The 26,366-nt window shown below is 69.6% G+C and carries 20 protein-coding genes and 1 tRNA gene; 12 read left to right on the top strand and 9 right to left on the bottom strand.

Annotated elements, in window-relative coordinates; genetic code table 11:
- Positions 1–565 precede the first annotated feature (565 nt).
- A complete protein-coding gene (locus ABD978_RS41655; protein WP_345366890.1) occupies positions 566–1,624 on the bottom strand; it encodes an ice-binding family protein in 1,059 nt (352 codons plus the stop codon).
- Positions 1,625–2,044: 420 nt separating this feature from the next.
- Positions 2,045–2,118, bottom strand: a tRNA-Gly gene (locus ABD978_RS41650).
- Positions 2,119–2,275: 157 nt separating this feature from the next.
- Here ABD978_RS41650 and dcd point away from each other — a divergent pair.
- The 3 genes from dcd (at position 2,276) to ABD978_RS41635 (ending at position 6,270) form a co-directional block, all read left to right on the top strand.
- Positions 2,276–2,851, top strand: coding sequence for a dCTP deaminase (gene dcd, locus ABD978_RS41645; protein WP_345366889.1), 576 nt, complete (start codon positions 2,276–2,278; stop codon positions 2,849–2,851).
- Between the two features lie 433 nt (positions 2,852–3,284).
- Positions 3,285–4,520, top strand: coding sequence for a quaternary amine ABC transporter ATP-binding protein (locus ABD978_RS41640; RefSeq protein ID WP_345366888.1), 1,236 nt, complete (start codon positions 3,285–3,287; stop codon positions 4,518–4,520).
- Positions 4,513–6,270, top strand: coding sequence for an ABC transporter permease/substrate binding protein (locus ABD978_RS41635; RefSeq protein ID WP_345366887.1), 1,758 nt, complete (start codon positions 4,513–4,515; stop codon positions 6,268–6,270). Before ABD978_RS41640 ends, ABD978_RS41635 begins: the two co-directional genes overlap by 8 nt.
- A 303-nt stretch (positions 6,271–6,573) precedes the next feature.
- On the opposite strand, the gene ABD978_RS41630 is transcribed toward ABD978_RS41635, so the two are convergent.
- The 4 genes from ABD978_RS41630 to ABD978_RS41615 all read right to left on the bottom strand — a co-directional run bounded on the left by ABD978_RS41630 (position 6,574) and on the right by ABD978_RS41615 (position 11,192).
- Positions 6,574–8,712 carry a 4Fe-4S dicluster domain-containing protein gene (locus tag ABD978_RS41630; protein WP_345366886.1) on the bottom strand — a complete coding sequence of 713 codons (2,139 nt, stop codon included), beginning with the start codon at positions 8,710–8,712 and terminating at the stop codon, positions 6,574–6,576.
- Positions 8,713–8,912: 200 nt separating this feature from the next.
- Positions 8,913–10,073: a CU044_5270 family protein gene (locus ABD978_RS41625; RefSeq protein WP_345366885.1), complete on the bottom strand. Its 1,161-nt coding sequence runs from the start codon at positions 10,071–10,073 to the stop codon at positions 8,913–8,915.
- A complete protein-coding gene (locus ABD978_RS41620; RefSeq protein ID WP_345366884.1) occupies positions 10,066–10,671 on the bottom strand; it encodes an RNA polymerase sigma factor in 606 nt (201 codons plus the stop codon). Before ABD978_RS41620 ends, ABD978_RS41625 begins: the two co-directional genes overlap by 8 nt.
- A gap of 329 nt (positions 10,672–11,000) precedes the next feature.
- The gene (locus ABD978_RS41615; RefSeq protein WP_345366883.1) at positions 11,001–11,192 is read right to left on the bottom strand and encodes a hypothetical protein; all 192 of its coding nucleotides are present in this window, start codon (positions 11,190–11,192) and stop codon (positions 11,001–11,003) included.
- 333 nt (positions 11,193–11,525) lie between these two features.
- Here ABD978_RS41615 and ABD978_RS41610 point away from each other — a divergent pair, with 333 nt between their 5' ends.
- Positions 11,526–12,218 (top strand): C39 family peptidase, encoded by a 693-nt coding sequence (locus tag ABD978_RS41610; protein ID WP_345366881.1) that lies wholly within the window; start codon positions 11,526–11,528, stop codon positions 12,216–12,218.
- Here ABD978_RS41610 and ABD978_RS41605 read toward each other — a convergent pair whose 3' ends face one another.
- Complete coding sequence (locus ABD978_RS41605; protein ID WP_345366879.1) at positions 12,219–13,235, bottom strand: CU044_5270 family protein; 1,017 nt, start codon at positions 13,233–13,235, stop codon at positions 12,219–12,221. It abuts the gene before it with no gap.
- 264 nt (positions 13,236–13,499) lie between these two features.
- Between ABD978_RS41605 and ABD978_RS41600 the strand changes: the two genes are divergently transcribed.
- The 7 genes from ABD978_RS41600 (at position 13,500) to ABD978_RS41570 (ending at position 22,742) form a co-directional block, all read left to right on the top strand.
- Complete coding sequence (locus tag ABD978_RS41600) at positions 13,500–14,243, top strand: C39 family peptidase (RefSeq protein WP_345366877.1); 744 nt, start codon at positions 13,500–13,502, stop codon at positions 14,241–14,243.
- Positions 14,244–14,508: 265 nt separating this feature from the next.
- The gene (dnaK, locus tag ABD978_RS41595; RefSeq protein WP_345366875.1) at positions 14,509–16,365 is read left to right on the top strand and encodes a molecular chaperone DnaK; all 1,857 of its coding nucleotides are present in this window, start codon (positions 14,509–14,511) and stop codon (positions 16,363–16,365) included.
- 49 nt (positions 16,366–16,414) lie between these two features.
- Positions 16,415–17,107: a nucleotide exchange factor GrpE gene (gene grpE / locus ABD978_RS41590; RefSeq protein WP_345366873.1), complete on the top strand. Its 693-nt coding sequence runs from the start codon at positions 16,415–16,417 to the stop codon at positions 17,105–17,107.
- Between the two features lie 36 nt (positions 17,108–17,143).
- Complete coding sequence (gene dnaJ, locus ABD978_RS41585) at positions 17,144–18,304, top strand: molecular chaperone DnaJ (protein WP_345366871.1); 1,161 nt, start codon at positions 17,144–17,146, stop codon at positions 18,302–18,304.
- Positions 18,305–18,309: 5 nt separating this feature from the next.
- On the top strand, positions 18,310–18,750 hold the full coding sequence (locus ABD978_RS41580) for a heat shock protein transcriptional repressor HspR (RefSeq protein ID WP_345366869.1): 441 nt from the start codon (positions 18,310–18,312) through the stop codon (positions 18,748–18,750).
- Positions 18,751–21,339 (top strand): ATP-dependent chaperone ClpB, encoded by a 2,589-nt coding sequence (gene clpB, locus ABD978_RS41575; RefSeq protein ID WP_345366867.1) that lies wholly within the window; start codon positions 18,751–18,753, stop codon positions 21,337–21,339.
- A gap of 1,010 nt (positions 21,340–22,349) precedes the next feature.
- Positions 22,350–22,742, top strand: coding sequence for an MFS transporter (locus ABD978_RS41570; RefSeq protein ID WP_345366865.1), 393 nt, complete (start codon positions 22,350–22,352; stop codon positions 22,740–22,742).
- A gap of 39 nt (positions 22,743–22,781) precedes the next feature.
- On the opposite strand, the gene ABD978_RS41565 is transcribed toward ABD978_RS41570, so the two are convergent.
- Entirely contained in the window at positions 22,782–23,522 is a 741-nt protein-coding gene (locus tag ABD978_RS41565) for a TetR/AcrR family transcriptional regulator (RefSeq protein WP_345366863.1), read from the bottom strand.
- Positions 23,523–23,666: 144 nt separating this feature from the next.
- Here ABD978_RS41565 and ABD978_RS41560 point away from each other — a divergent pair, with 144 nt between their 5' ends.
- Positions 23,667–25,169, top strand: a complete 1,503-nt coding sequence (locus tag ABD978_RS41560) for an MFS transporter (protein WP_345366861.1) — start codon at positions 23,667–23,669, stop codon at positions 25,167–25,169.
- 75 nt (positions 25,170–25,244) lie between these two features.
- Here ABD978_RS41560 and ABD978_RS41555 read toward each other — a convergent pair whose 3' ends face one another.
- Positions 25,245–26,282 (bottom strand): helix-turn-helix transcriptional regulator, encoded by a 1,038-nt coding sequence (locus ABD978_RS41555; protein ID WP_345366859.1) that lies wholly within the window; start codon positions 26,280–26,282, stop codon positions 25,245–25,247.
- Between the last annotated feature and the right edge of the window lie 84 nt (positions 26,283–26,366).

Genomic DNA, 26,366 nt, shown 5'->3' with positions numbered 1-26,366 from the left:
CGATTGAGATTGAGTTCACCGGTAGCTAGTACGAATACCTGCAGACAACGAGGCAACCATCCTCGTAGGGCGCCTCAATGCGCGGACTCGTCCGAGGCAGTCAGAGTGATCGTTAGCGCGAGTGCTAGCAAGCGTGTCCACTACCGCGGCGTAAACGCCGGACCGGAGTACTCACCCGCGCGAACGGCGAGATGGCGTGACAGACGGTTTCGCGCGGGTGAGTACTCCGCCTCGCGGGGGCTGGGGGTCGCGAGACCCCCGCTTCGGGCTCGCTCAGCCAACTTGGCCGCGCCATCCGATGCCTCTTCGTCCCGAACTACCGGCACGATCAAGGTCGGCCCTGGTGTGCCCTGCTCGGACGTGTGTTGCCGTGTGATCGTGGCCGGCGCTGCACGACGGTGTTGCTGTACTTCCGTGTTGTACAGCAGTCGGCAACAGCGCGCATGTCATGCCTAGTGCGGTGACCACCAACGTTCACCGGGTTTGTCAGGTGGCTTGGGCGTGTGGGCGGCCCCAGCGTTGGTGGCGTTCGCGGTCTCGATCACTGCAGATTCATCGAGAGTGGTCAGCCGGGTAGGACGTACTCCACGATTTCCGGTGAAGTGCTGCCGGCGAACGCGGTTGTGCCGATATAGACGGCTCTGATCCGATGGATCCCGGCTGGAAGCGCGGAGGTGGTCAATACCGCGTGCCCCGTGCTGTCGAGAGCGACGGCGCCGAGGATGATCCTTCGGCCGTCCGTGAACACCACCAGGCCCGCCGGAATGGCCGTACCAGTGGTGGCTTTCACTGTGGCGATGAAACTGACCCGTTGGCCCACCGGTGTGGGGTTCGCCGAAGATGTCAGCGTTGTAGTGGTGCTGGTGGCCGATTCGCCACAGCTCGGGCGGGTGATCGTGTCAGTGTCCAGTGTGACCGCGGCGCTGCGTGCCAGCGCCCGGCCGTCCACGATGACGCCCGTCGTGACGGTGATCGAGGCCTGCGCCATGATGTTCCCTCGCAGGGTGGAATTGGTTCCGAGCGTCGCGGAGCTGCCGACCAGCCAGAACACGTTGCATGCCTGAGCACCATTGACGAGGTTCACGCTGCTCGCCGACGCCGTGGTCAGCGTGGATGCGGCTTTGAAGATGAACACGGCGTTCGGGTCGCCCTGGGCGTCGAGGGTCAGCGTGCCGGTGATCCCGAACGTGCCCGCGGGAGAGTCGTATACGCCGGGTGTCTTGGTGGTGCCGCCGAGTTCTACGGGGACGGTGGCGGTGGTCGGGCGTGCCGCGGCGTCATCGTACGCGGTGGCGAGGTCGTTCTTGGCCTGCAACGCGACAGTATCGGCCACGTGTTGGGTTCCGCTCACATGCCCGGGAGGAAAGCCGGTCACCGAGGTGCCCGGGCTCAGCCCGAGATCACCGTTGATCGTGGTGGAGCCGGTGTTGGTGACCGTCGACCCGGCGAGAACCGCGAAGTTGGCGGCGGCACCGAGTGGTACGGGCGGTGTAGCCGCGCTCGCGCTCGCGGACCCGGCCACCCCGATCAGGACACTGGTCGCACAGGCCAGAGTCAGGGCGCGTGCCAGTCGGGGTGGTGAGGTGAGCCTGCGGATGGCGCCGGTGAGACCTCTTGTCGGCATGGGCTTCCTTTCATGAAGGCCGGCATCGGGATGCGCCGCCGGCCCGGGGCACGCCAAAGCTCTCGCCGGTCCGGTCGGCCTTCCGGCCAACTGACGCGTGACGCACGAACGATCTATGAGGCCGTGCGGTCACGGATGTGCCCGAGGCCGGGCTAAAACGATCTTTATGAGCTGCAAAGAAATGCACTAGCGGACGCCCTGGTGCGGCGACCACGAACGTTCGCCGGGTTTGATCACAGGGCTTTGGGTCGGTGGGCGGCCGCAGCAGCGTTGCTGTCGTTCGCTACGGATGCGGTCGCCTTCGCGGTGTTGGGCGGCCAGGACGTCTGGAAGTGGCGGCGTTGGCGTTGCGCTGGCGCAGGTAGGCGCACAGCCCGCGGGCGAGGTCGGGATTCATGTCCTGACCTGGGCCTTAGCTGTTGGAGCGGGTGACGGGAATCGAACCCGCGCTACCAGCTTGGGAAGCTGGAGTTCTGCCATTGAACTACACCCGCATCGATCGCCTTCTCAGGTGACCGCCCGCACATGCTACCGGAACCCGCGCCCTCCGCGCCCAGAGGTTCGCTTCAGGCGTGATCACCTCCGTACGCCGGGGCGCGGTCCAGGACCGGCGTTTACGTGTCGGGTCGCTTTACCCGGTAGTTTCTTGTCGTGCTGCTCTCCGATCGTGATCTCAAGAACGAGATCGAGTCCGGGCGGATGAAGATCGATCCGTACGATCCCGGGATGGTTCAGCCGTCGAGCATCGACGTGCGCCTGGACCGCTACTTCCGGGTGTTCGAGAACCACAGGTATCCGCACATCGATCCGGCGGTGGAGCAGCCCGACCTCACCCGGCTCGTCGATGTCGAGCCGGACCAGGCGTTCATCCTGCACCCGGGGGAGTTCGTGCTGGCCTCGACGTACGAGGTGTTCGGCCTGCCGGACGATCTGGCCGCGCGGCTGGAGGGCAAGTCGAGTCTGGGGCGCCTGGGGCTGCTCACGCACTCGACGGCGGGCTGGATCGACCCGGGCTTCTCCGGCCACGTGACGCTGGAGCTGTCGAACGTCGCGACGCTGCCGATCAAGCTGTGGCCGGGCATGAAGATCGGGCAGATGTGCCTGTTCCGCACGAGTTCTCCGGTGGAGGAGCCGTACGGCTCCGAGCGCCACGGGTCTCGGTACCAGGACCAGCGCGGCCCGACGCCGTCGCGGTCCTACGTGAACTTCCACCAGACGCGCGTCTGACAGGACGCCCGCCGGCCCGGTGCCGGCGGTCGGACCGTCCAACTCACCGGACCGTGGCGATGGCTCGCCGCGGTCCGGTTCTTCGTCTGTGCGACCGCGTCGGTGGAGCGTTCGGGGCGGCCCGAGGGGCCCGGACTGCCCGTATCTCCGCAGGTCAAACCGATCATTGCGGAATGTGAGGGTTCACACACGAACGTGCACTGCTTTTAACCGGGCGATAAGGTGCCTTGACGCATGACCCATTCGGTCGGTTGGCGACCGCGAGAGTGACATGTGTCACGTCTCGGTTCCACTGGGTCGTACAGGCGAGCCGTGGTGGGGCGGGCACGGCGGTTCGCGCAGATTGCCGCGCGGTTCGACGGGGACGACGGCTCCCGGGACGGCGGCGCGGCCGGACCGGAAGGACGATGTGCCCAGAATCCGCGCACAACACGTGTCAAAGGTCTTCGGTCGCAGATCGGCTGAGGCCCTCCGCAAGATCCGCCAAGGCGCCGACGCCGACGAGCTCCGCCGGATGGGCGTGACCGCGGCCGTCGCGGACGTCTCGTTCGAGGTGAACGAGGGCGAGATCTTCGTCGTGATGGGGCTGTCGGGCTCCGGCAAGTCGACGCTGATTCGGATGCTCAACGGCCTCCTGGAGCCGACGGCGGGCAGCATCGAGATCGACGGTGTCGACATCACCGCCATGGGCGGGAAGGAACTGCGCCGACTCCGCCAGGAGAAGGTCAGCATGGTCTTCCAGCACTTCGCGCTCTTCCCCCACCGCACCGTCCTGGAGAACGCGGCGTACGCGCTCGAGACTCGGAACGTTCCAAAGCAGGAGCGGCTGGCGAAGGCCAGGGAGTTCCTGAACCACGTGGGTCTCGCGGGCTGGGAGGACCGCTACCCCGACCAGCTGTCAGGCGGGATGCAGCAGCGCGTGGGCATCGCCCGGGCGCTCTCCGCCGAGACGGACATCCTGCTCATGGACGAGGCGTTCAGCGCGCTGGACCCGATGATCCGGCGGGAGATGCAGGACCTGCTGCTCGACCTGCAGGGCGAGCTCGGCAAGACGATCGTCTTCATCACGCACGACCTGAACGAGGCGATGCGGCTCGGCGACCGGGTCGCGATGCTCCGGCACGGACGCGTCATGCAGATCGGTACCGCCGAGGAGATCCTCACCGACCCCGCCAACGACTACGTCGCGCAGTTCGTCGCCGACGTCGACCGTACGCGGGTGCTCACCGCCCGCTCGGTGATGGACAAGCCGATCGCGGTGGTCGACGCGAACGGCGGCCCCCGCGCGGCCGTGCGCGTCATGCGCGAGCAGCAGACGTCCTTCGCGTTCGTCGTGACCCGCGACCGGCGGCTGGCCGGCGTGGTGTTCGCCGAGCCGGCGGCCAAGGCCGTACGGGCGGGGCGGAACACCCTCGACGGTCTCGTCGAGGGTGGCACGCATCCGGTCGACCCGGACACTCCCGTGGCCGATCTGTTCCTGCCGTGCGCGGAGAGCCCGCTGCCCGTGCCCGTCACCGACCGGAACGGCAAGCTCATCGGCGTGATCCCGCGAGTGACGCTGCTCGCCGCGCTGGGCCACATGGGCAACACGGGAGAGATGCCCGTCGTACGGGAGGACACCTCTCCTCCGGAAGAGACCACTCCTCGGGGGGTGACCGCCGATGCCTAGGATCCCCCTCGGCGTCTGGGTCACCGACGCGGTCGACTTCCTCACCCGGCACGGCAGGCCGGTCTTCAACGCGATCAGTGACGTGGTCGGCGGCGTCGTCCACGGGATGGACCACCTGCTGACCGCGCCGCCGTCGCTGGCGCTGGCGGCCGTCATCGCGATGCTGTGCTGGTGGCTGCGCGGTCTGCTCGCGGGCGTCCTGACCTTCGCCGGCCTCATGGTGATCGACGGGCTGGGGCAGTGGGACGCGGCCATGCAGACGCTCACGCTGGTGCTGGTCTCCAGCGTCGCCGCCCTCGTCATCGGGATCCCGCTGGGCATCCTCTGCGTGCGGGTGTCCGCGGTCGGCGCGGTGGCCCGGCCGGTGCTGGACTTCATGCAGACCATGCCGGCCTTCGTCTACCTGATCCCGGCGATCTCGTTCTTCGGGCTCGGGGAGGTGCCGGGCATCGCCGCGTGCCTGGTCTTCGCCATTCCCCCGGGGGTACGGCTGACGGAGCTCGGCATCAGGCAGGTCGACCGGGAGATGGTCGAGGCGGCCGAGGCTTTCGGCACGCCGTCGTCGCGGATCCTCACCCGGGTGCAGTTGCCGCTGGCGCTGCCCACCATCATGACCGGGGTCAACCAGGTCATCATGCTCTCGCTGTCCATGGTGGTGACCGCGGGCATGGTCGGCGCCGCCGGGCTCGGCGCCAACGTCTTCGGGGCGATCACGCAGTACAACCTGGGGGCGGGCGCCGAGGCCGGCCTGGCGGTCGTGCTGCTGGCGATCATCCTGGACCGCATGACCGGGGCCCTCGGGCAGCGCCTGGCGCCGGCCGCGCGGCGGCACGCCGAGCGGGCCGCGCACGGGGGCGTGTCCTCCGTCCTGCGGTACCGTCCGCGTCCGGCGCTGGCCCTGTCCGGCGTCGTGGTGTTCGCGCTGCTGGCGACCACGCTCGGCGTCATGGGCTCCGGCGGTGGCAGCAAGGGCAAGCCGATCACGATCGGCTACATCCCGTGGGACGAGGACATCGCCGTCACCCAGCTCTGGAAGTCGGAGCTGGAGAAGAAGGGCTACCAGGTCACGCTCAAGCAGGTCGACGCCGGCCCGCTGTTCGCCGGGCTCGGCCAGGGCGACATCGACCTGTTCCTCGACGCGTGGCTGCCCGCGACGCACGCCGACTACTACAACAAGTACAAGGACAGGCTCCAGGACATCGGTGTCTGGTACAAGAACGCGAGCATGCAGCTGGCCGTCCTGAAGAACGACCCGGCGAACTCCGTGGCCGATCTGAAGGGGCAGAGCGCCCGCTACAAGGGCCGCGTCGTCGGCATCGAGCCGGGCGCCGGCGAGATGAAGATCGTCAAGAACAAGGTGCTGCCCGGGTACGGGCTCGGCGACTACAAGCTGCTGCAGAGCAGCACGGCGGCGATGCTGGCGGAGCTGGACCGGTCCGCGAAGAGCAACCAGCCGATCGTGGTGACGCTGTGGAAGCCGCACTGGGCGTACAACAAGTTCCCGATCAAGCCGCTGGCCGACCCGCAGAACGCCTTCGGCTCGGCGGAGCAGGTCCACGTGCTCGGCCGTGCGGGCTTCGCCAAGGACTTCCCGCAGCTGACCGGCTGGCTGAAGAACTTCAAGATGTCCGACGCCGACCTGTTCCCGCTCGAGGATCTGGTGATCAACAAGTACAAGGACACGCCCGCGCAGGGCGTCGCGGAGTGGGAGAAGCAGCATCCGGACGTCGTCAAGCGGCTGACCAGCTGATCCGGCCGCCTGCGCTCTGACGTACGGCACGGGCCGTCCCGGTGATTGCGCCGGGACGGCCCGTGATTCTTTCCACAAACGGTGGCCAACTAACAGCAAAGCCGATAGTTTCGGACGACGCGTTACCGATCAGTTCGGTTGACGTCCGCCCCTGTGGCCTTCGTCACACCTGATAGGGAACGTTAGGGCGGTGCCATCTCAAATCCCCGCTCCCCCGAGATGGCACCGCCTTTATTCATGCCGCGACATACCAAGGGCCCGGCACCGGCTCACCCGGTGACGGGCCCTTGACGTACGGGGCGCCTACTCGGCGGCCGCCGGAGCGGGCTCCGCCTCACCCTTGACCGACTTGATCAGCAGCTGGGCGACGTCGACGACCTCGAGGGACTCCTTGGCGCCACCGCTGTTCTTCTTCTCGTTGATGGCGTCGCCGAGCATGACGAGGCAGAACGGGCAGGCCGTGGAGACGGTGTCCGGGTCGGTCTCCAGCGCCTCCTCGACGCGCTCGGTGTTGATGCGCTTGCCGATGCGCTCCTCCATCCACATCCGCGCGCCGCCGGCGCCGCAGCAGAAGCCCCGCTCCTTGCAGCGGTGCATCTCCTGCGTCTGCACGCCCGGCACCTGGGCCATGATGTCGCGCGGCTGGGCGTAGACCTTGTTGTGCCGGCCGAGGAAGCACGGGTCGTGGTAGGTGATCTTCTCCTCGATCGGCGTGACCGGCGTGAGCTTTCCGGTCTCGACGAGGTGCGACAGCAACTGGGTGTGGTGCACGACCTCGTACGTGCCGCCGAGCTGCGGGTACTCGTTGGCCAGCGTGTTGAAGCAGTGCGGGCAGGACGCGACGATCTTCTTGACGCCGGCCTCGTTGAGGGTCTCGACGTTCTGCTGGGCGAGCATCTGGAAGACGAACTCCATGCCCAGGCGGCGCGCCGGGTCACCGGAGCAGGCCTCCATCGGGCCGAGCACCGCGAACTTCACGCCCGCGATGTGCAGCAGCTCGGCGATGGCCTTGGTGGTCTTCTTGGCGCGGTCCTCGAGGGCACCGGCGCAGCCGACCCAGAAGAGGTACTCGGTGTCCTCGGGCATCTTCTCCTCGACGACCGGGACCTCGAAGTCGAGCTCCTCGATCCAGTCGAGGCGCTTCATCTCGGACATGCCCCAGGGGTTGCCCTTGTTCTCGAGGTTCTTGAGCATCACGCCGGCCTCGGACGGGAAGCTCGACTCGATCATGACCTGGTAGCGGCGCATGTCGACGATGTGGTCGATGTGCTCGATGTCCACCGGGCACTGCTCGACGCAGGCGCCGCAGTTGGTGCAGGACCACAGCACGTCGGGATCGATGACGCCGTTCACGTCCGCGCCGCCGACCAGCGGCCGGCCGGCCTCCTTGAGGACATCCTCGGGGAGGTTCGCCTGCTCCTCCTCGGACGCGAAGATGTACGGCGCCTTGGCCAGCGCGTGGTCGCGCAGGTCCATGATGAGGGACTTGGGGGACAGCGGCTTGCCGGTGTTCCAGGCGGGGCACTGCGACTGGCAGCGGCCGCACTCGGTGCAGGAGGCGAAGTCGAGGTAGCCCTTCCAGGTGAAGTCCTCGATCTTGCCTCGGCCGAAGGTGTCCTCGTCCGGGTCGGCCTCTTCGAAGTCGATCGGCTTGCCGTCGCTCATCATCGGCTGCACCGCGCCCAGGCCGTCCGGACGGCGCTTGAACAGGACGTTGAGCGGGGCGACGAAGATGTGCAGGTGCTTGGAGTTCAGCACGATGATCAGGAAGGCCAGCATCACGCCGATGTGCAGCAGCAGGCCGACCGACTCCAGCGCCTCTCCGGCGTCGTGGCCCAGGCCCTTCAGGCCGTTGCCGACCAGGTGCGACATGAACGCCGCGTTCCCGTACGGGAAGTTGCCCGTCGCGACGCCCGCGCCGCGGAACAGGAACATCGTCCAGATCACATTGAAGATCATGAACAGGACGAGCCAGGCGCCGCCGAGATGCGAGCCCTTGAAGCGGGACTTGCGGTCCAGCTTCTTCGGGGAGTTCTTCAGCCGGATGACCGAGAAGACGATCAGGCCGAGGAACGCCGCCACCGCGATGAAGTCCTGGAGGAACCCGAGCACGCCCCACGTGCCGATCAGCGGGATGTGGAAGTCGAGCCCGAAGAACAGCGCGCCGTACGCCTCGAGATAGACCGTGGCGAGGATGAAGAACGCCCACATGACGAAGAAGTGGGCGAGACCGGGCACGGTCCACTTGAGCAGCTTCCGCTGCCCGAAGACCTCCACGGCCTGGAGCTTGACGTCCTCACCGACGCTCGCCTTGGCGAGCGCGATGCGGTCGGGGGCGGGCTGGCCGTTCGTCGCGAGCCTGTACAGGAACAGGACCCGCCGAACCGCGAACACCAGCGCGACCACCGTTGCGGCAAGCCCGATGATCAACCTGAGAACCAATGTTCCGTCCTCCTGGGGTACGGCGTTGGCAATCAGCGTACGGCCGGCAACTGACAGCCATCGACATGGGACTCCGGATTCTACCGAGCAGTAGCTTCCCTGGTCACCACCGCCCGACCTCTCGCGGCCCTACACCGACGATACGAGCGGCCTGCGCCTCTGACGAGGCACGGGCCGCGTACGTGACGAGCCGCGATCGGCTACCGGAACGGCAGGGCCGACGGCGGGGACGGCTTGCGGTCCGTCCAGCCGGAGCTCCGCAGCAGCAGATAATCGATTACGAAGCCCGGCTTGCGGCTCCCGTACTCACCGCCGGGTGTCAGGAGGACCGACTGTTCGGCCAGGAGGGCCCCGGTCCTCTTGTCGAAGATCAGTTGTTCCTGGGTCCGATAGCCGTCGTCCTTCTTGACGAGTTTCCCGTCGGGGCCCGGTCGCCAGCCCCACGACGGCTGGTCGACGGCGAGCGCGACGCCCTGACGGCCCAGCGCGTCGGTCGCCGTCTCGATGGTGTGCACGCCGGGCCGGGCGACGAGCGCCCGCATCACCCCGGCGCGCACCTTCGGCGGCAGGGGCGCGCTCCCGAGGAGGTTCGCCGCCAGGACGAGCTGGTACGCGTTGCTGACCGGAGCCGGTACCGGGTTCCCCGGGCCCGGCGGTCCCCCCGAACGCCGTCTCGACGAGGAGGTGAGGAACCGCTTGGTCAGCGTCTCCGGGTCGGTGGGGAGCCTGAGCACCTCCTGCAGGGTCAGCCCCTCGCCGCGGCCGACGAGGAAACGGCCGCCGGACTTCCGCCCGCCCTTGTCCTCCTGCCAGCGACCCGCCTTCCTGGTGTACGTCATGGGGTGGCCGTTGGACATGACGCGGACGCTCGTCGGCGCCCCCGCCCGGCGCCAGACGGCCTCGTCCTCCGGGGTCGCCGGCCGCATGGGCAGGTCCCGCCCGTAGAAGCGACCGCCGCCCCCCTCCGCGGCACTGGTCCACTCGAAGGTCTCGCTGTGCGCGCCGATGACGGCGTACCCGCCCTTGAGAAGGTACGACTGCCCGGAGATCTGGTCGGAGTGCCAGTAGCCGCCCATCGGCTGCTTCTCGGCCTTCTCCGCCGCGGCCAGGAACACCGCCTTGCCGTCGAGCGGCAGCGAGGAGGTCGGCGCGGGCCGCGTGGGCCCGCCGCCGGTCGAGCCCACGGCCAGCGCGACCGCGGTCGCCGCGGCGACCAGGCCGAGGCCGGGCAGCGCCCAGCGCAGTCGTGGCGGGCGGAGCCGCGCGGCCCCGGTCGCCCGCCGCCGGGCCTGGGTGGTCACTCGGGCGTCCGGCGGCGGGGTCTCGGGGAACAGCTCTCGTACGGCCTGGAGCTCATCCATCGGTGGATCCTTCCTGATCGAGCATGGGATCGACCCCGCCCAGCGCCTTCCGCAGTTTCTTCCGGGCCCTGCTGAACCGCGAGGCGACCGTGCCGTACGGCACGTCCAGCGCCTGCGCGACCTCGTCGTAGGTGAGATCGGCCAGGACGACGAGCAGGAGCACGTCGCGCTGGTCGGCGGACAGGGCGCCGACGGCCCGCGCCAGGCGGCCCCTCTCGTGCTCCGCGCTCACCTGGGCCGCGACCCGTTCCTCATGGCCGCTCGCCGGACCGTCGTCGCCGAGACGCGCCAGGGCGCGGAACCTCCGCGCCTCCGTACGCCGATGCTTGGCGATGAGATTGGTCGTGATGCCGTACAGCCAGGGCCGGGCGCTGCCCCTGGTCAGGTCGAACGTCTTCCGCCGCCGGAACGCGACGTGGAAGGTCTCCGCCGCGATGTCGTCGGCCACTTCGACATCGAGCCGGCGTGCGACGTACCGATGGATCTCCGCGAAGTACGCGTCGAAAATGACTCCGAATCGCTCCGGGTCCTGCCAGGACCGCTCCACCACCGACGCGTCGGTCGGGAGGTCCGGTCCGGCGTCGGGGGGAGCGACCATGGGGGGCTCCTTCATCTGATGCCTCATCTATTGGCGTGGATGACGGTCACCTCTTCTCCCCCGCAGCAGCGGATCCCCATCCCTCCTCACGCGACGGCGGTTCTCCGGTCACCGCTTGGTGCGCAGCGGTGGGATCGCGGGAACCTCCTGCTCGGCGGCAAAGCGGCGAGGACGCCGGGTCCAGCGGCACCGCGCAGATCAGCACAGACCATCGGATTCCTCCCGTCGTCTTCTCACCCTAGGAGCGACCCGCTCGGCAGCGCCTCCAGTGGACGTACCGGCCGTCACCCGAACGGATCTCGGGTGACGGCCGGCGGTCGGCGTGAGTGCTAGCGCTTCTCGACCACGAAGGTCAGCTTCTCGCCCCTGCCTCCGAGCAGCGTCCGGTGCGTCGTGCTGGTGACGGTCTCCCGGGAGGTGAGGCCGTCGTGGACCTGACGCATCGCGGTGTGGCCGATCGCGTCGGCCTCCCTGGAGTTCCCGGCTCGGACCTTGACAGTGATCTTGCGCTTGTTCTTCATCAGGGTGCTCCTGACTGTGTGGGAACGACGCGGTCGAGCCGCGTCCTTCTGCTTCTTCTGCTCTGAGTTGTGCTCTTACGAGAGCCGACAGTTCACAAGCGACCGACCCCGGCAAGACGGGCACTGCGCCTTTCAGCAGGGCGATCGCATTGTTCACATGGCGTACGCCGGCCTGTCGCCCGGCCGTCGACGCGCGGTTCTCGCCGCCGATCCGCGCGACTCCCCGCGGGCCGGTTTTCCGGGTTTCACCGTTGAAGAAAGTCAATGCCGCGAATGGCGGATCGTGCCATCATTTGGCCACCGATCCGTCGTATGGGAGCAAAGTTGCACAGGGTGCTGCGTGGTCGGTGGGTCGCCGGGCTCGCGGCGGCCACCGCGCTGGTCCTCGCGGGGTGCACCACCGGCGCCGGGGAGACCCGGCGCTCGGCCGACCGCACCCGCCCCGTCACCGCGGCGTCGGCGCCGGCGCCCACGCCGAGCGCGTCGGCGTCTCCGGCCGTCGCGGTCCCGCCGGCGTCCCACCGGCTCCGCATGACGAAGGAGTACCAGGCGACGTCGTACAACTGCGCGCCCGCCGCCGGGGTCATGAGCCTGTCGACGTTCCACATCAAGGTCCGGCAGTCGGCCCTGGCCCGGACGATGAAGACGAGGTACCCGAAGGGCACCACCGGCGACAACGCCATGACCGCCCTCACGCGATACCTGCGCGGCACGCCCTACTCGCTCACGTTCGACGGCTGGTCGGGCAGCGGCACGGGCTTCATCATGAAGGAGGTGTCGTACGACGTCGGCGTCCTGCGGCGCGCGCCCCTCGTCGCGGTCTGGTGGGAACGCCTGCCCTGGAACAAGGGCCTCGGCTCGCGCCGCAAGATCGGGCACCTGATCGTCGCGTACGGCTACGACCAGAAGAAGGGCACCATCACCGTCTTCGACCCGTGGCGGCCGACCGGGGGCACTCACACGCTCGGGGCGGCGGCGCTCCTCAAGGCCCTCCAGCCCTCCGGCCTCTACTACATCTACACCTGATCAGCCGCCTGGAGCGTCGTTCGTCCAGGCCGCCGACGCGTACGCCTTCTCGGCGACCACCGCTCCCGCCGGGCGGCGGCCGCGACCGGTGGCGACCTCCTGAACGCCCAGGATCCCGCCGCCGCGCGGGTCGACGATCCAGCGCAGTTCCGTCGTGGTGAGGCCGAGCCCGCCGGTCGTGACGCCCTCTCCGGTGCGGCCGAGCGCGTCCTGCACCTTGCCCTCCGCCCGTACGCCCGGCAGTCCGGCCATCATCCGCAGTACCGCCGCGCGGACCTCCGGACGGAGCGGCAGGTCGACCGTCAACTGCGGCAGCACGACGTGACCGAACACGCCCAGGCCACCCTGGTGCGCCGTCGCGAGCTTGGCCTCGATCTGCCGGCGCAGGACGGCGGGTTCGGTGGAGAGGTGGTCCAGCCAGGTCGGTGACACGGCGACGTCCGCGAGGCGGTAGTCGGTGGCCGCCGTGAGGTCGGCGTTCCGTACGGCGGGCCCGGACCCCGCCGTGCAGATCGGCGCCGCCGCGGAGTCCGCCGGCCACGCCTGCGAGGCCCGGTCCAGGTGCGCGGCCCGTTCGGCCGGTGTGAGGGGACGGGTGCCGAGGCACTGCCGGTACGCGACGCTCCGCCCTCCGCCGGGCCCGGCGATCCAGATCTCATCCCGCACGCGGACCTCGATGGGGTCCGTGCCGACGCTGCTCCCGGCGGGAAGCGTGTACCGGCCGGTCTTGACCACGTGCCAGTAGCGGCCGGTCGGCGTGTCCGTCCGGCGGTCCACGGCGGTGGCCGTCGCCAGGAGGAGGTCGCGTCCGGTCGGCGCGTGCCGCCGTGGCCGGGGCGCCGACGACCCGACCGACAGCGCGACCGCGACGGCCACGCCGATGGCGGCCAGCGCCAGAGGGCCCCCGACGCCCATGCGCGACCGGCCGCGCCGATGCTCGGGCGTGGCCGGAGTCTCTTCCCGTGCCGGCGAAGAGTTCTCGCCGGTCTCACCGACGACCCGCGTCAGGTCGGTCACGCGTCAGGCCTCCCTTCCCCGGGCGCGCGGCGCGCACCCGGTCCCGGTGTCAGAGGAGCCGGCCGCGCAGCCGGGTCCACGCCATCGGCGCGGACCCACCGCGGGGCCGGTCACCCATTGGTCGCCCGATCTCGCCCAGCGAGTTCCCGGGCCGCCCTGCGGCGTCTTCGCATCATCTGACATCGGGCTTTCGACCAAGGTCGAAACCGACGCGGAACCCGTGGGCCGGTGCCACGATCGAGCCAGTCGTCAAGGAGGATCAGCGTGTCCAGCACGTCACGCCGTCGATGGGTCATCGGGCTGACCGCGGCCGCCGCCACGATCACCGTGGCGGGCGTGGTCGGCATCGTGGGGGTCGGGACACTCGGCCGAACCACGTCGACCCCGCCCCCGTCGGTGACCCCGTCCCCATCCCCCTCCCCGCCTACCGGCTCCGTCCTGCCGCTCAAGGCGCGCTACCAGAAGAACCCCTACTACGCAGCGCCCGCAGCGGCGGTACTCAGCCTGTCCAGCTTCGGCATCGAGGTCAGCCAGTCCACGATGGCGGCCAAGATGAAGATGACCTCGGACGGGGAGTACTCGGGTGAGGCCTTCTACAAGGCCGTCAACGGCTATCTGCACGACACCCCCTATCTGGTCAACAACGTCGGAGGCCCGGACAGCGAACCCGACTTCGTGATGCGCGAGGTGGCCTACGACGTCGGCGTACTGCGCCGGGCGCCGATGCTCGCCGTCTGGGCCGAGCGGCTGCCCTGGCACCAGGACATTCCTTCCGGCCAGAGGGTGGATCACATGGTGGTCGCCGTCGGATACGACCGGGCGCGGGGCACCGTCACCGTCTTCGACCCGTGGCCGGGGTCGGGCGGCGTCCGCACGCTGCGTGTGGGGCTGCTCGCCAGGGCTCTTCGGCTCAGCGGCCTCTACTTCATCTACCAGCGGAGCTGGTCGTGGGATACGCCGACGCCCACGGCGAGCCGCCGCCCATCGGCCGACGGCACTCCGATCTGACGTAGGGCGCTTCGCGCCGACGCAAGGCGTTCCGATCCCACGTGGGCCCCTCCGAGCCGACGTACGGCGAGCCGCCTCTTACCGAGGGGCCTGAGATTTCGCCGTGGATGGGAACAAGCGCGGGGGCATCGCTCGTTGTACCAGTCAGCAAAGTTGAGTCCGCTGGACTCAAGTCATTTGACACTTCAGGAGCGGTTTGGCAACCTTGCGTCTGCTGGACTCAGCTTCATCGGCTTAGCAAGCTCACAGTCGGAGGAACCAACTCATGGCACGTGCGGTCGGTATCGACCTTGGAACGACCAACTCGGTCGTCGCGATCCTGGAGGGTGGCGAGCCCACCGTCATCGCCAACGCGGAGGGGTCGAGGACCACGCCGTCCGTCGTCGCCTTCGCCAAGAACGGCGAGGTCCTGGTCGGCGAGGTCGCCAAGCGCCAGGCGGTGACCAACGTCGATCGCACCATCCGGTCGGTCAAGCGCGAAATGGGCACCGACTGGAAGACCACGATCGACGGCAAGGACTTCACGCCGCAGCAGATCAGTGCGTTCGTGCTGCAGAAGCTCAAGCGCGACGCGGAGGCCTACCTCGGCGAGAAGATCACCGACGCGGTGATCACCGTTCCGGCGTACTTCTCGGACCACCAGCGGCAGGCCACCAAGGAGGCCGGCCAGATCGCGGGCCTCAACGTCCTGCGCATCATCAACGAGCCGACCTCGGCGGCGCTGGCCTACCACCTGGAGAAGGAGGGCGAGGCCACGATCCTCGTCTTCGACCTCGGTGGCGGCACCTTCGACGTCTCCCTCCTCGAGGTGGGCGACGGCGTGGTCGAGGTCAAGGCGACCAACGGCGACAACCACCTCGGTGGCGACGACTGGGACAGCAAGGTCGTCGACTGGCTGGTCACGAAGTTCAAGAACGCCCACGGCGTCGACCTGTCCAAGGACAAGATGGCGCTGCAGCGGCTCCGTGAGGCCGCCGAGAAGGCCAAGATCGAGCTGTCCAGCTCCTCGGAGACGAGCATCAACCTGCCGTACATCACGGCCTCGTCCGAGGGCCCGCTGCACCTGGACGAGAAGCTCACCCGGGCCGAGTTCCAGAAGATGACGTCCGACCTGCTCGACCGCTGCAAGAACCCGTTCCAGCAGGTCATCAAGGACGCCGGCATCGGCGTGAACGAGATCAACCACGTCGTCCTCGTCGGCGGCTCCACCCGTATGCCCGCCGTCGCCGACCTGGTCAAGGAGCTGACCGGCGGCAAGGAGGCCAACAAGGGCGTCAACCCGGACGAGGTCGTCGCGGTCGGCGCGTCCCTGCAGGCCGGCGTGCTCAAGGGTGAGGTCAAGGACGTCCTGCTGCTCGACGTCACGCCGCTGAGCCTGGGCATCGAGACCAAGGGCGGCATCTTCACCAAGATCATCGAGCGCAACACCACGATTCCGACCAAGCGGTCCGAGGTGTTCACCACCGCCGACGACAACCAGCCGTCCGTGGAGATCCAGGTCTACCAGGGCGAGCGCGAGATCGCGGCGTACAACAAGAAGCTCGGCACCTTCCAGCTGACCGGCCTGCCGCCGGCGCCGCGCGGTGTCCCGCAGATCGAGGTCACGTTCGACATCGACGCCAACGGCATCGTGAACGTCGGCGCCAAGGACCTCGGCACCGGCAAGGAGCAGTCGATGACCATCACGGGCGGGTCGGCCCTGCCCAAGGACGACATCGACCGCATGATGCGCGAGGCGGACCAGTACGCGGAGGAGGACCGCAAGCGCCGCGAGGAGACCGAGACCCGCAACAACGCCGACACCCTCGCCTACTCGACGGAGAAGTTCCTCCGCGAGAACGACGAGAAGATCCCGGCCGACGTGAAGACCGACGTCCAGTCGGCGCTGGACGAGGTCAAGAAGGCCCTCGAGGGTACGGACGTCGACGCGATCCGCAGCAGCTCCGAGAAGCTGGCCCAGGTCAGCCAGAAGATGGGCGCCGCGATGTACGCCCAGAACCAGGCGAGCGCCGAGGGCCAGCCGGCCGACGGCCAGGCCGCGGGCGAGCAGGCGAAGGACGACGAGGTCGTCGACGCCGAGATCGTGGACGACGAAAAGGACACCAAGGGCGGCGCGGCGTGACCGGGGCGTCCCCCGCACACCGTGACGAGCTGGTACTCGAGGAGGAAGCGTGACGGAGCGTCGTGACGACGCCGAGGAGCGCCAGGGCCCGGTGATCCGCGACAAGCGGCGCATCGATCCCGAGACCGGTGAGGTTCGGGAGCCGGCGGCCACGCCGGCTCCCGAGTCCCCCACCGCGAAAGCGCCCTCCGGTGCGGACGCCGGCAAGGCGGCCAAGCTCGAGAAGGAGCTGTCCGAGCGCACGACCGACCTTCAGCGGCTGCAGGCGGAGTACTCCAACTACCGCAAGAGGGTCGACCGCGACCGTGCGGCCGTACGCGAGCAGGCCCTCGCGTACGTCCTCGGCGAGCTGCTGCCGGTGCTCGACGACATCGGCCGCGCCCGGGAGCACGAGGAGCTGACCGGCGGGTTCAAGCAGATCGCCGAGTCCCTGGAAGGCATCGTCGGCAAGCTCGGGCTCGAGTCGTTCGGGGAGGCCGGTGAGCCGTTCGACCCGAACGTCCACGAGGCTCTGATGCACTCCTACTCCGACGAGGTCACCGAGCCGACGGCCGTGCAGATCCTGCAGTCGGGGTACCGCATCGGCGAGCGGACCCTCCGGCCCGCCCGGGTGGCCGTCGCCGAGCCGACCGCGGACCTCGGCTCGGAGGCGGAGGCCGCGTCGGAGCCGGAGCCGGAGACGGCGGGTGCGGCCGACGGCGCGAAGCCGGACGCCGAGCCCGGCGGCGACGGCGAGGACTGAGACGAAGACCCACAGCGAAAGAGGTAAGGGACGCCGGTGAGCACCAAGGACTTCATCGAGAAGGACTACTACAAGGTTCTCGGTGTTCCGAAGACCGCGACGCAGGACGAGATCAAGAAGTCCTACCGGAAGCTGGCGCGTCAGTACCACCCGGACGCCAACCGCGGCGACGCCGAGTCCGAGGAGAAGTTCAAGGAGATCTCCGAGGCCTACGACGTGCTGTCGGATGAGAAGCGTCGCAAGGAGTACGACGACGCGCGCAGCCTCTTCGGCGGCCCTCGGCCGCGTGGCGGCGCCCAGGGCGGCTTCGGCTTCGACCTGGGCGACCTCTTCGGCAGCCAGACCGGGGGCACCACCGGCACCGGCGAGCGGATCGGTGACCTCTTCGGCGGGCTCTTCGGCGGCGGCCGCCGGGGGCAGGCCACCCGGCGGCCCCGCCGCGGCACCGACGTCGAGACCGAGGTCACGCTGACCTTCAGCGAGGCCCTCGGCGGCAAGACGGTGCCGCTGCGGCTGACCAGCGAAGCGGCCTGTCCCACCTGCCGGGGCACCGGCGCGAAGGCCGGCACGGTGCCCCGCGTGTGCCCGCGCTGTGAGGGCACGGGGCAGGAAAGCCGCAACGCCGGCGGGTTCGCCTTCTCCGAGCCCTGCCACGAGTGCCACGGCCGCGGCCTCGTGGTCGACGATCCCTGCACCACCTGCCACGGCAGCGGGCGGGCGCAGAGCACCCGCACGATCCAGGCGCGGATCCCCGCCGGTGTCGGCGACGGCCAGCGCATCCGGCTCAAGGCCAAGGGCGCGCCCGGAGAGAACGGCGGGCCCAGCGGCGACCTCTACGTCGTCGTGCACGTCACGGGGCACAAGGTGTTCGGCCGCTCCGGCGACAACCTCACCGTCACCGTCCCGGTGACCTTCCCCGAGGCCACCCTGGGCGCGGAGATCAAGGCGCCGGTCCTGGGCGGCCAGCCCGTCACCCTGCGGATCCCGGCGGGCACCCCGAACGGCCGTACGTTCCGCGTCCGCGGCAAGGGCGCGACGCGACGCGACGGCACCAAGGGCGACCTGCTGGTGACCGTCGAGGTGCACGTGCCCGAACACGTCGACGAGGACACCCGGGAGGCGCTGGAGAAGATCCGCGCGAGCAACAACGGGGACGACCTGCGCAGCGAGCTGCTGCGGCTGGCGAGAGAGGGGTGACGATCATGGATCCGTTCGGCGACGACAGTCCGGTCTACGTCATCTCGGTGGCGGCTCAGCTGTCCGGGCTGCACCCGCAGACCCTCCGCACGTACGACCGGCTGGGCCTCGTGTCCCCCGGTCGTACGGCCGGGCGCGGGCGCCGCTACTCGATGCGGGACATCGTGATGCTCCGGGAGATCCAGCGGCTCTCCCAGGAAGAGGGCATCAACCTCGCCGGCATCAAGCACATCCTCGACTCGCAGCGCGAGTCCGACGCACTCCGCACCGAGGTGGCACGCCTCCGGGCAATGGTCGAGGAGCTGTCCAACGAACTGGAGTCCACGCGCGCCGTCGCGGCCCGGCTCGTCAAGTTGAAGAGTGGCCACGGTTCTGACACTGGAGCGGACCTCGTGCCGATCCGGCAGACCAGCGTGGTGCTGTGGCGATCACGGGGGGAGGAGTAAGTGGATTACAAGCTGACCCAGAAGAGCCAGGAGGCCGTCTCGGTCGCGGTCCGGCGGGCTTCGACCGAGGGCCACCCCCTGGTCGAGCCGGTGCACCTGCTGGTCGCGCTGCTCGGCCAGTCCGACGGCATCGCCGGGCCCCTGCTCGAGGCCGTCGGCGCGGACCCCCAGGCCGTCCGGCGTCGCGCCGAGGAGCAGATCGCCGCGCTGCCGAAGGCCGCCGGGTCGACCGTCAACGCGCCGGACACCTCCCGGCCGCTGCTGAAGGTGATCAACACCGCCGCCAACCGCGCCAAGCGGCTCGAGGACGAGTACGTCTCCACCGAGCACCTCCTCGTCGGCCTGGCCACCGACGGCGGCCCCGTCGCCACCCTCCTGAAGGAGAACGGCGCGACCCCCGACGCCCTGCTGGAGGCGTTCGAGAAGGTCCGCGGCCACGCGCGCGTCACCAGCGAGAACCCCGAAGAGACCTACCAGGCGCTGGAGAAGTACGGCGTCGACCTGACGGCGCAGGCCCGCGACGGGAGGCTCGACCCGGTCATCGGCCGCGACACCGAGATCCGCCGCGTCGTGCAGGTGCTGTCCCGGCGTACGAAGAACAACCCCGTGCTGATCGGCGAGCCCGGCGTCGGCAAGACCGCGGTCGTCGAGGGCCTGGCCCAGCGGATCATCGCCGGCGACGTGCCGGAGACGCTGAAGAACAAGCGCCTGGTCTCCCTCGACCTGGGCGCGATGGTCGCGGGCGCGAAGTTCCGCGGCGAGTTCGAGGAGCGCCTCAAGGCGGTCCTGAACGAGATCAAGCAGAGCGACGGCCAGATCGTCACGTTCATCGACGAGCTGCACACCGTCGTCGGCGCGGGCGCCGCCGAAGGCGCCATGGACGCGGGCAACATGCTCAAGCCCATGCTGGCCCGCGGTGAGCTGCGGATGATCGGCGCGACCACGCTCGACGAGTACCGCGAGCGGATCGAGAAGGACCCGGCCCTCGAGCGGCGGTTCCAGCAGGTCCTCGTCGGCGAGCCGACGGTCGAGGACACCATCGCGATCCTGCGCGGCCTCAAGGGCCGGTACGAGGCGCACCACCAGGTGCAGATCTCCGACGCCGCCCTCGTGTCCGCCGCCGCGCTGTCCGACCGGTACATCACCGCGCGGTTCCTGCCGGACAAGGCCATCGACCTGGTCGACGAGGCCGCCTCCCGGCTCCGCATGGAGATCGACTCGCGGCCCGTCGAGATCGACGAGCTGCAGCGCTCCGTCGACCGGCTCAAGATGGAGGAGCTGGCCCTCGAGAAGGAGTCCGACGAGGCGTCCAAGCGCCGCCTCGAACGCCTCCGCGCCGAGCTGGCCGACAAACAGGAGGGCCTCAACGCCCTCAACGGCCGCTGGGAGCGGGAGAAGGCCGGGCTGAACAAGGTCGGTGAGCTGAAGAAGCGCATCGACGACCTGCGCGGCCAGGCCGAACGCGCCCAGCGCGACGCCGACCTGGAGACCTCCGCCCGCCTCATGTACGGCGAGATCCCCGTGCTGGAGAAGCAGCTCGCCGAGGCGTCCGAGGCCGCCGAGACCCGCGAGACGATGGTCAAGGAGGAGGTCGGCGCCGACGACGTGGCCGAGGTCGTGTCGTCCTGGACCGGCGTCCCCGTCGGCCGGCTCCTCGAAGGCGAGACCGCCAAGCTGCTCCGCATGGAGGACGAGCTCGGCCGCCGCCTCATCGGCCAGACCGACGCCGTACGCGCCGTGTCCGACGCCGTACGCCGGGCGCGGGCGGGCGTCTCCGACCCCGACCGGCCGACCGGGTCGTTCCTGTTCCTCGGTCCGACCGGTGTCGGCAAGACCGAGCTGGCCAAGGCGCTCGCCGACTTCCTGTTCGACGACGAGCGGGCGATGATCCGCATCGACATGAGCGAGTACGCCGAGAAGCACTCGGTCGCCCGCCTCGTCGGCGCGCCTCCCGGCTACATCGGGTACGAGGAGGGCGGCCAGCTCACCGAGGCCGTCCGCCGCCGGCCGTACTGCGTCGTGCTGCTGGACGAGGTGGAGAAGGCCCACCCCGAGGTCTTCGACATCCTGCTCCAGGTGCTCGACGACGGCCGCCTCACCGACGGCCAGGGCCGCACGGTGGACTTCCGCAACACGATCCTGATCATGACGTCGAACCTCGGCTCGCAGTTCCTGGTCGACCCGGCCCTGGACAACGGCGCCAAGCGCGACGCCGTCATGAACACCGTACGGGCGAGCTTCAAGCCCGAGTTCCTCAACCGGCTCGACGACGTCATCGTCTTCGACGCCCTGTCGACCGAGGAGCTCACGAAGATCGTCGACCTGCAGATCGACCGGCTGGCCCGCCGCCTCGCCGACCGTCGCCTGACGCTCACCGTCACCGACGCCGCCCGCGAGTGGCTCGCCCTCACCGGCTACGACCCGGCGTACGGCGCCCGCCCGCTCCGCCGCCTCGTGCAGAGCGCGATCGGCGACCAGCTCGCCAAGGAGCTCCTGGGCGGCGAGATCAGCGACGGCGACGAGGTCATCGTCGACACCGACCTCGGCTCCGACACCCTCACCGTCAAGCCGTCCGTCACCGTCGCCTGACGACAGAAGAGCGGCCCCGGTGAGGGGGCCGCTCGATGCCGACCGGCCTCTCAGCGACCAGCACCGTCACGACGGCCCTCAGACGATGTCGAATTCGTTGCCCTCGGGCGCCTGCATGGCGGCGTAGAGCCCCCATGAGCGACATAGACGCAGGTCAGCGCATCGGCGTTGCCTACCGCATCCCCTGCCTCGATCGGCTTTCGTGCTTCTCGGGCCTGCACGTGGACGGTCTTAGTTGGTCCTCATTGAGAGGGCCCTGCACTTAATGTGCGGAAAGACAAGATGGGGAGACGCTATGTCGCGGATCGAGAGTGACCCGCAGGACGGCTCGGAGCCGGCGGGTGTGAACGTCGCTGATGCGAAGGCCGCAGGGGCCCAGTATGGGTTCGATTTCACCCCTGGGAGCGGCAGCGGTGAGCCCACGGGCGACAGCACCGAAGACCGCGCTTGATGCTGCGCTCTACTCTCCCTTGATGGGGGAGAGCATTGAAAAAGGGCCCGCTCGCGCTTAGGCGCGAGCGGGTTTGAAGTTCTGTCCCCAGCCCCGAAGTGGATCGATCGGTGCAGGTCACGAGGTCTGTGCCGAAAGGACCGGTAGCTGTCAGGTCAGAGATGGCCAGCGAGAGTGACTCGTTCGAGGGCAGCTCGGAGCAGATGGAAGAGCCTTCCCTAGACGGCACCAGCGGGTCGGCGGTCGCGACGGCGTGCCCACCCTCACCGTCAAACCGGCGGTCACCGTCGCCTGACGAGAGAAGAGCGGCCCCGTCAGGGGGCCGCTCGACGCCGGCCTCAGCGGCCGACCTTGCTACTTGCCGGACTCGCCGGACTCCCGGCTCTCGACGTCCTGCGCCCCCTGTCCTTGGGAGGCGTCCTTGTTCGTGTCGAGCTTCGACCAGTCCGGCTTCTGCACCTCGGCCATGACGGGTTCCTCTCCTTCGAGGTCGACTGAGCGCGTCCATCGACGTGCCACTCAAGACTGTCCGGACGGGACACCGTCGTACAACAGGGCGGTGATGAAGCGGCTCGGCGCCGTGATTCCCGCATCCGCCCGACGCGCACTTCCGGGGCACGACCTCCCGTCCCTGCCGGTCATCCTCATCGGCCTGGTCATCACCGGCCTGGGCCTGGCGACGATGGTCGTCGGATTCACGACGGTGATACAGCGGCGTACGCCTGGACCGCTGATCGGCCGGGTCTCGGCAGCGGCCGAAACGCTGGTCAGCGGGCCCCAGACGATCTCCGTCGCCGCCGGCGCCGCCCTGGTGTCGGTGGTGGACTACCGCCTGCTGCTGATGGTCGTCACAGCGGGCATGCTCGCAGCCGCCGCCTGTCTGTGGCCCGCGCGCCGACTGACCGCGCCGACTTCCCCGACAGACCGCCTGGTTGAGATGGATCGGCCATGAGCTGCCGTGATGTCGCCGTCTGCGCCGACCGGCTTGCCGTCAGTCGAAGGTAGGGCCGCCGGTGCGGGCGACCGAGACGCCGTCGAGGATGCGGTCCAGGCCGTAGGCGAACTCCTCCTCGCGGCGGCGTACGGGGTCGTCGTCGGCCTGGGCGGTGAACAGGGCGGAGAGCCGCGGGTGGGTGCGGTGCAGGTTCTCGAACGCCGGTTTGAGGCGTTCGGCCCACTCGTCCTCGGACTGACCGCTGCGCGCGAGCATGGTCAGCCACGCCGCCTCGCTGCCGGTCATGCCGAGGACGTAGGCGAAGACGGTGTTCATCGCGCCGTTGGCCTCGGTGAGAGGGAAGCCCGCCGCCTCCAGCATGGCGAGCAGGTCCTCCGACAGGCGCATGAGGTTGGGGCCGAGGTAGGCCATCGCGCCGAGCATGGAGGCCATCCACGGGTGCCGCAGGATCACGGCGCGGATGCCCTGGGCGCAGGCGATCGTCGTCTCCCGCCAGTGCGCCGGGTCGCTCATGTCGGGCGCCCGCAGCTCACCGAAGACCTCGTCGACCGCGAGCTCCACGAGCTCGTCCTTGTTGGCGACATGCCGGTAGAGCGAGGTCGCGCCCGCGCCGAGGCGGGTGCCGAGCTTGCGCATGCTCAGCGCGTCGACGCCCTCCGCGTCGAGCAGCCGGACGGCCTCGGCCACGATCTGCTGCCGGCTCAACGCCGGCTGCTCGCGCCTTTCTCGACTGGGACGGGCCCACACCGACGGAATCTGCCGGTCATCGGCGGTCACGGTGCCTCCTCCTTGCGATCACTCACAGCGTAGCGCACACCGTATGCAAGCGGGAACGGTGTACGCACTTGCGCACACCGTTCTGCCCTGCGTACAGTGTGCGCCAGTTAGCGAACACTGTGCGCATCGTTGGAAGGAGGCGTGATGAACCGTCATCCACGCCGCTGGCTGATTCTGATCGTGCTCTGCCTCAGCACGTTGGTGCTGGTCATCGACAACATGGCCCTCAACGTGGCCATCCCGCCGCTCACCGAGGACCTCGGCGCGAGCGCCCAGGACATCCAGTGGATCCTGGACTCCTACATCCTCGTGTTCGCCGGGCTGCTGCTCCCCTCGGGAAGCCTGTCGGACCGGTACGGCCGGCGGCGGATGATGGTGATCGGGCTGGCGCTCTTCGGCGGCGCGTCGCTCGCGGCGACGTTCGCGACCGGGCCCGCGCTGCTGATCGCCGCCCGGATCCTGATGGGCGTCGGCGGCGCGCTGGTCATGCCGAGCATGCTGTCCATCCTGATCACCGTGTTCGACGAGGCGGAGCGTCCCAAGGCGATGGCCGCCTGGAGCGCGGTCGCCACGGTCGGCCTGGTGGGCGGTCCGGTCGTCGGCGGCCTGCTGGTCGCCCGGTTCTGGTGGGGCGCGGTGTTCCTGATCAACATTCCGATCGCCGCCCTGGCGATCATCGCGGCGCTGGTGCTGATGCCCGAGTCCAAGGGTCCGTGGCGCAAGCCCGACCCGCTCGGCGCGGTCCTGTCGGTGGTCGGCATGACGGCGCTCGTCTGGACGATCATCGAACTGCCGAGGTACGGCTTCGGCAGCCCCACGACGATCGCCGGCGGTGCCGTCGCGGTCGCCACGCTCATCGGGTTCGTGCTCTGGGAGACGCGAGTCTCGACTCCGATGGTGCCGCTGAGCCTGTTCCGCGACCGGAACTTCACCGGCGGCAGCCTCTCCCTCACCCTCGCCGAGATCGCGAACGGCGGACTGCTGCTGGCGGCCACCCAGTACCTGCAGTTCGTGCTCGGCTACTCGCCGATGGAGACCGGGCTGGCGTTCGTCCCGCTCGCGGCGGCCGCGCTGGTGTTCAACACCATCGGCGCCGCCATCGGCCAGAAGATCGGAAACCGCATGATGGCGGTGACCGGGCTGGTGATCACGGCGGTGGGGTTCGGCGTGCTGGCGACGGTCTCACCGGGTGACGGGTTCGCCGTGGTGGGCGTCGCGCTCGGCCTCATGGGCGTCGGCGGGGGCCTGGCCGTGCCCGCGGCCATCACCGCGCTGATGGGGGCGGTACCGGCCGAGCACGCCGGAGTCGGTTCCGCGCTGAACGACACGATCCAGCAGGCGGGCGCCGCCCTCGGCGTCGCGATCCTCGGCAGCGTCCTGTCCGGAACCTTCACCCGCACGATGCCCACCACGGCCCCCGACCGGGCCCGGCACTCGATCGGCGAGGCGCTCGCCCTCGCCGCCCGGACCGGAGACGCCGGCCTGGCCCGCACCGCCCGCGACGCCTTCACCACCGCCATGTCGACCACCTTCCTGGTGGGCGCGGCCGGTGTCCTGGCCGCCGCGGTGCTCGCCCTCTTCGTCCTCCGCGACCGCAGGCCGGTGGCCCTGGAGAGCGTCCCGGAGGCCGACCCGGTCGACGCGTGAGCCCTCAGGCGAGGGGGTCCCGTACGGGGCCCCCTCATCGGGCGTCCGCCTGGCGCTTCAGCTTGTACGCGTGCTTCACGACGGCGCCCTGGCAGGTGGTGGAGGACGTTCGCCGTCGCTGAGCCCTGAGCTGCGGGGTTCCCGAGCCCTCGCCGGGTCGGTGGTGGAGCGGAGGACGCGGGCGCTGAGGGATCGGAGGTAGTCGATGAGCTCCGGTGGGTCGTGCACGGTGAACTCGCAGCCGAGCATGGCGAGCCGCAGCGCCAGCCAGTCGAGTGTGTCGGCGTGGGTGCGCAGGCGGCAGGTCCGCGCGTCGACCGGTTCGACCTCACCGAGCCGGCCCGCCGGTGCGTCGTCGGCCGGCAGGTGAAGGGTGACCAGGGCCTGGTAGGTCGGGACGAGCGAGTGCAGCTTGCGGGTGACGTAGGCGGCGGCGTCTTCCTCGGGCGGTCGGCGCGGGGTGTTCGGCACGCCCGTCGGCCGCGGTCGCCGGACCCGGTCCATGCGGAAGATCCGCCAGTCGTCGCGGCCGAGGTCGTACGCGACGAGGTACCAGCGGCGTCCGGCGGCGACCAGCCGGTACGGCTCGACGAGGCGGTCGTTGTCGGCACCGCCGACCTCGGGCTCTTCGCGGGACCGGTAGGCGAACCGCAGCCGCCGGCGGCTCGCCGCGGCGACGGCGACGGTCGTGAGGTCGTCCGGGTCGATGCTCGGACCGGCCTCGCCCAGCAGCGCGACGGTGGCGGCGCCCAGGGCGCCCACCCGCTGCCGGAGGTGCGACGGCAGCACCTGTTCCAGTTTGGTCAGGGCCCGCAGTGACGCCTCCGCCATGCCGCCGACCGGATGCGCGGCGGCGGTGCTCAGGGCGACCGCGATGGCCACCGCCTCCTCGTCGTCGACGAGCAGCGGCGGCATGGCCGTACCCGCGACGAGGCGGTAGCCGCCCGCCGGGCCCATCGTGGCCTCGACCGGATAGCCGAGGTCGCGCAGCCGCTCGACGTCACGGCGGACCGTGCGCGGGCTGACGCCCATGCGCTCGGCGAGTTCGCTGCCCGGCCACTCGCGCGGAGTCTGCAGCAGGGACAGCAACGTCAGGAGGCGGGCCGCGGTCACGGCCGGAGTCTAGGACAGGTTCCGACCTATACGCGGCCTAGTGTCGGTGGAAGTCGACGGCGAACGCCCCGCCGTACGGCCCCG

This window comes from Actinoallomurus liliacearum (genome assembly GCF_039542035.1).
Classification (GTDB): Bacteria; Actinomycetota; Actinomycetes; order Streptosporangiales; family Streptosporangiaceae; genus Actinoallomurus; species Actinoallomurus liliacearum.
Note: the sequence above shows the minus strand (reverse complement) of the source record. Positions and strands in the feature narration are given on the sequence as shown.

Bases quoted from the DNA above. Each gene is read 5' to 3' on its own strand.
- ABD978_RS41655 (WP_345366890.1), bottom strand. From the start codon at position 1,624: ATGCCGACAAGAGGTCTCACCGGCGCCATCCGCAGGCTCACCTCACCA.
- dnaK (WP_345366875.1), top strand. From the start codon at position 14,509: ATGGCACGTGCGGTCGGTATCGACCTTGGAACGACCAACTCGGTCGTC.
- ABD978_RS41620 (WP_345366884.1), bottom strand. From the start codon at position 10,671: ATGGTCGCTCCCCCCGACGCCGGACCGGACCTCCCGACCGACGCGTCG.
- ABD978_RS41560 (WP_345366861.1), top strand. From the start codon at position 23,667: ATGAACCGTCATCCACGCCGCTGGCTGATTCTGATCGTGCTCTGCCTC.
- ABD978_RS41625 (WP_345366885.1), bottom strand. From the start codon at position 10,073: ATGGATGAGCTCCAGGCCGTACGAGAGCTGTTCCCCGAGACCCCGCCG.
- ABD978_RS41635 (WP_345366887.1), top strand. From the start codon at position 4,513: ATGCCTAGGATCCCCCTCGGCGTCTGGGTCACCGACGCGGTCGACTTC.
- ABD978_RS41615 (WP_345366883.1), bottom strand. From the start codon at position 11,192: ATGAAGAACAAGCGCAAGATCACTGTCAAGGTCCGAGCCGGGAACTCC.
- ABD978_RS41580 (WP_345366869.1), top strand. From the start codon at position 18,310: ATGGATCCGTTCGGCGACGACAGTCCGGTCTACGTCATCTCGGTGGCG.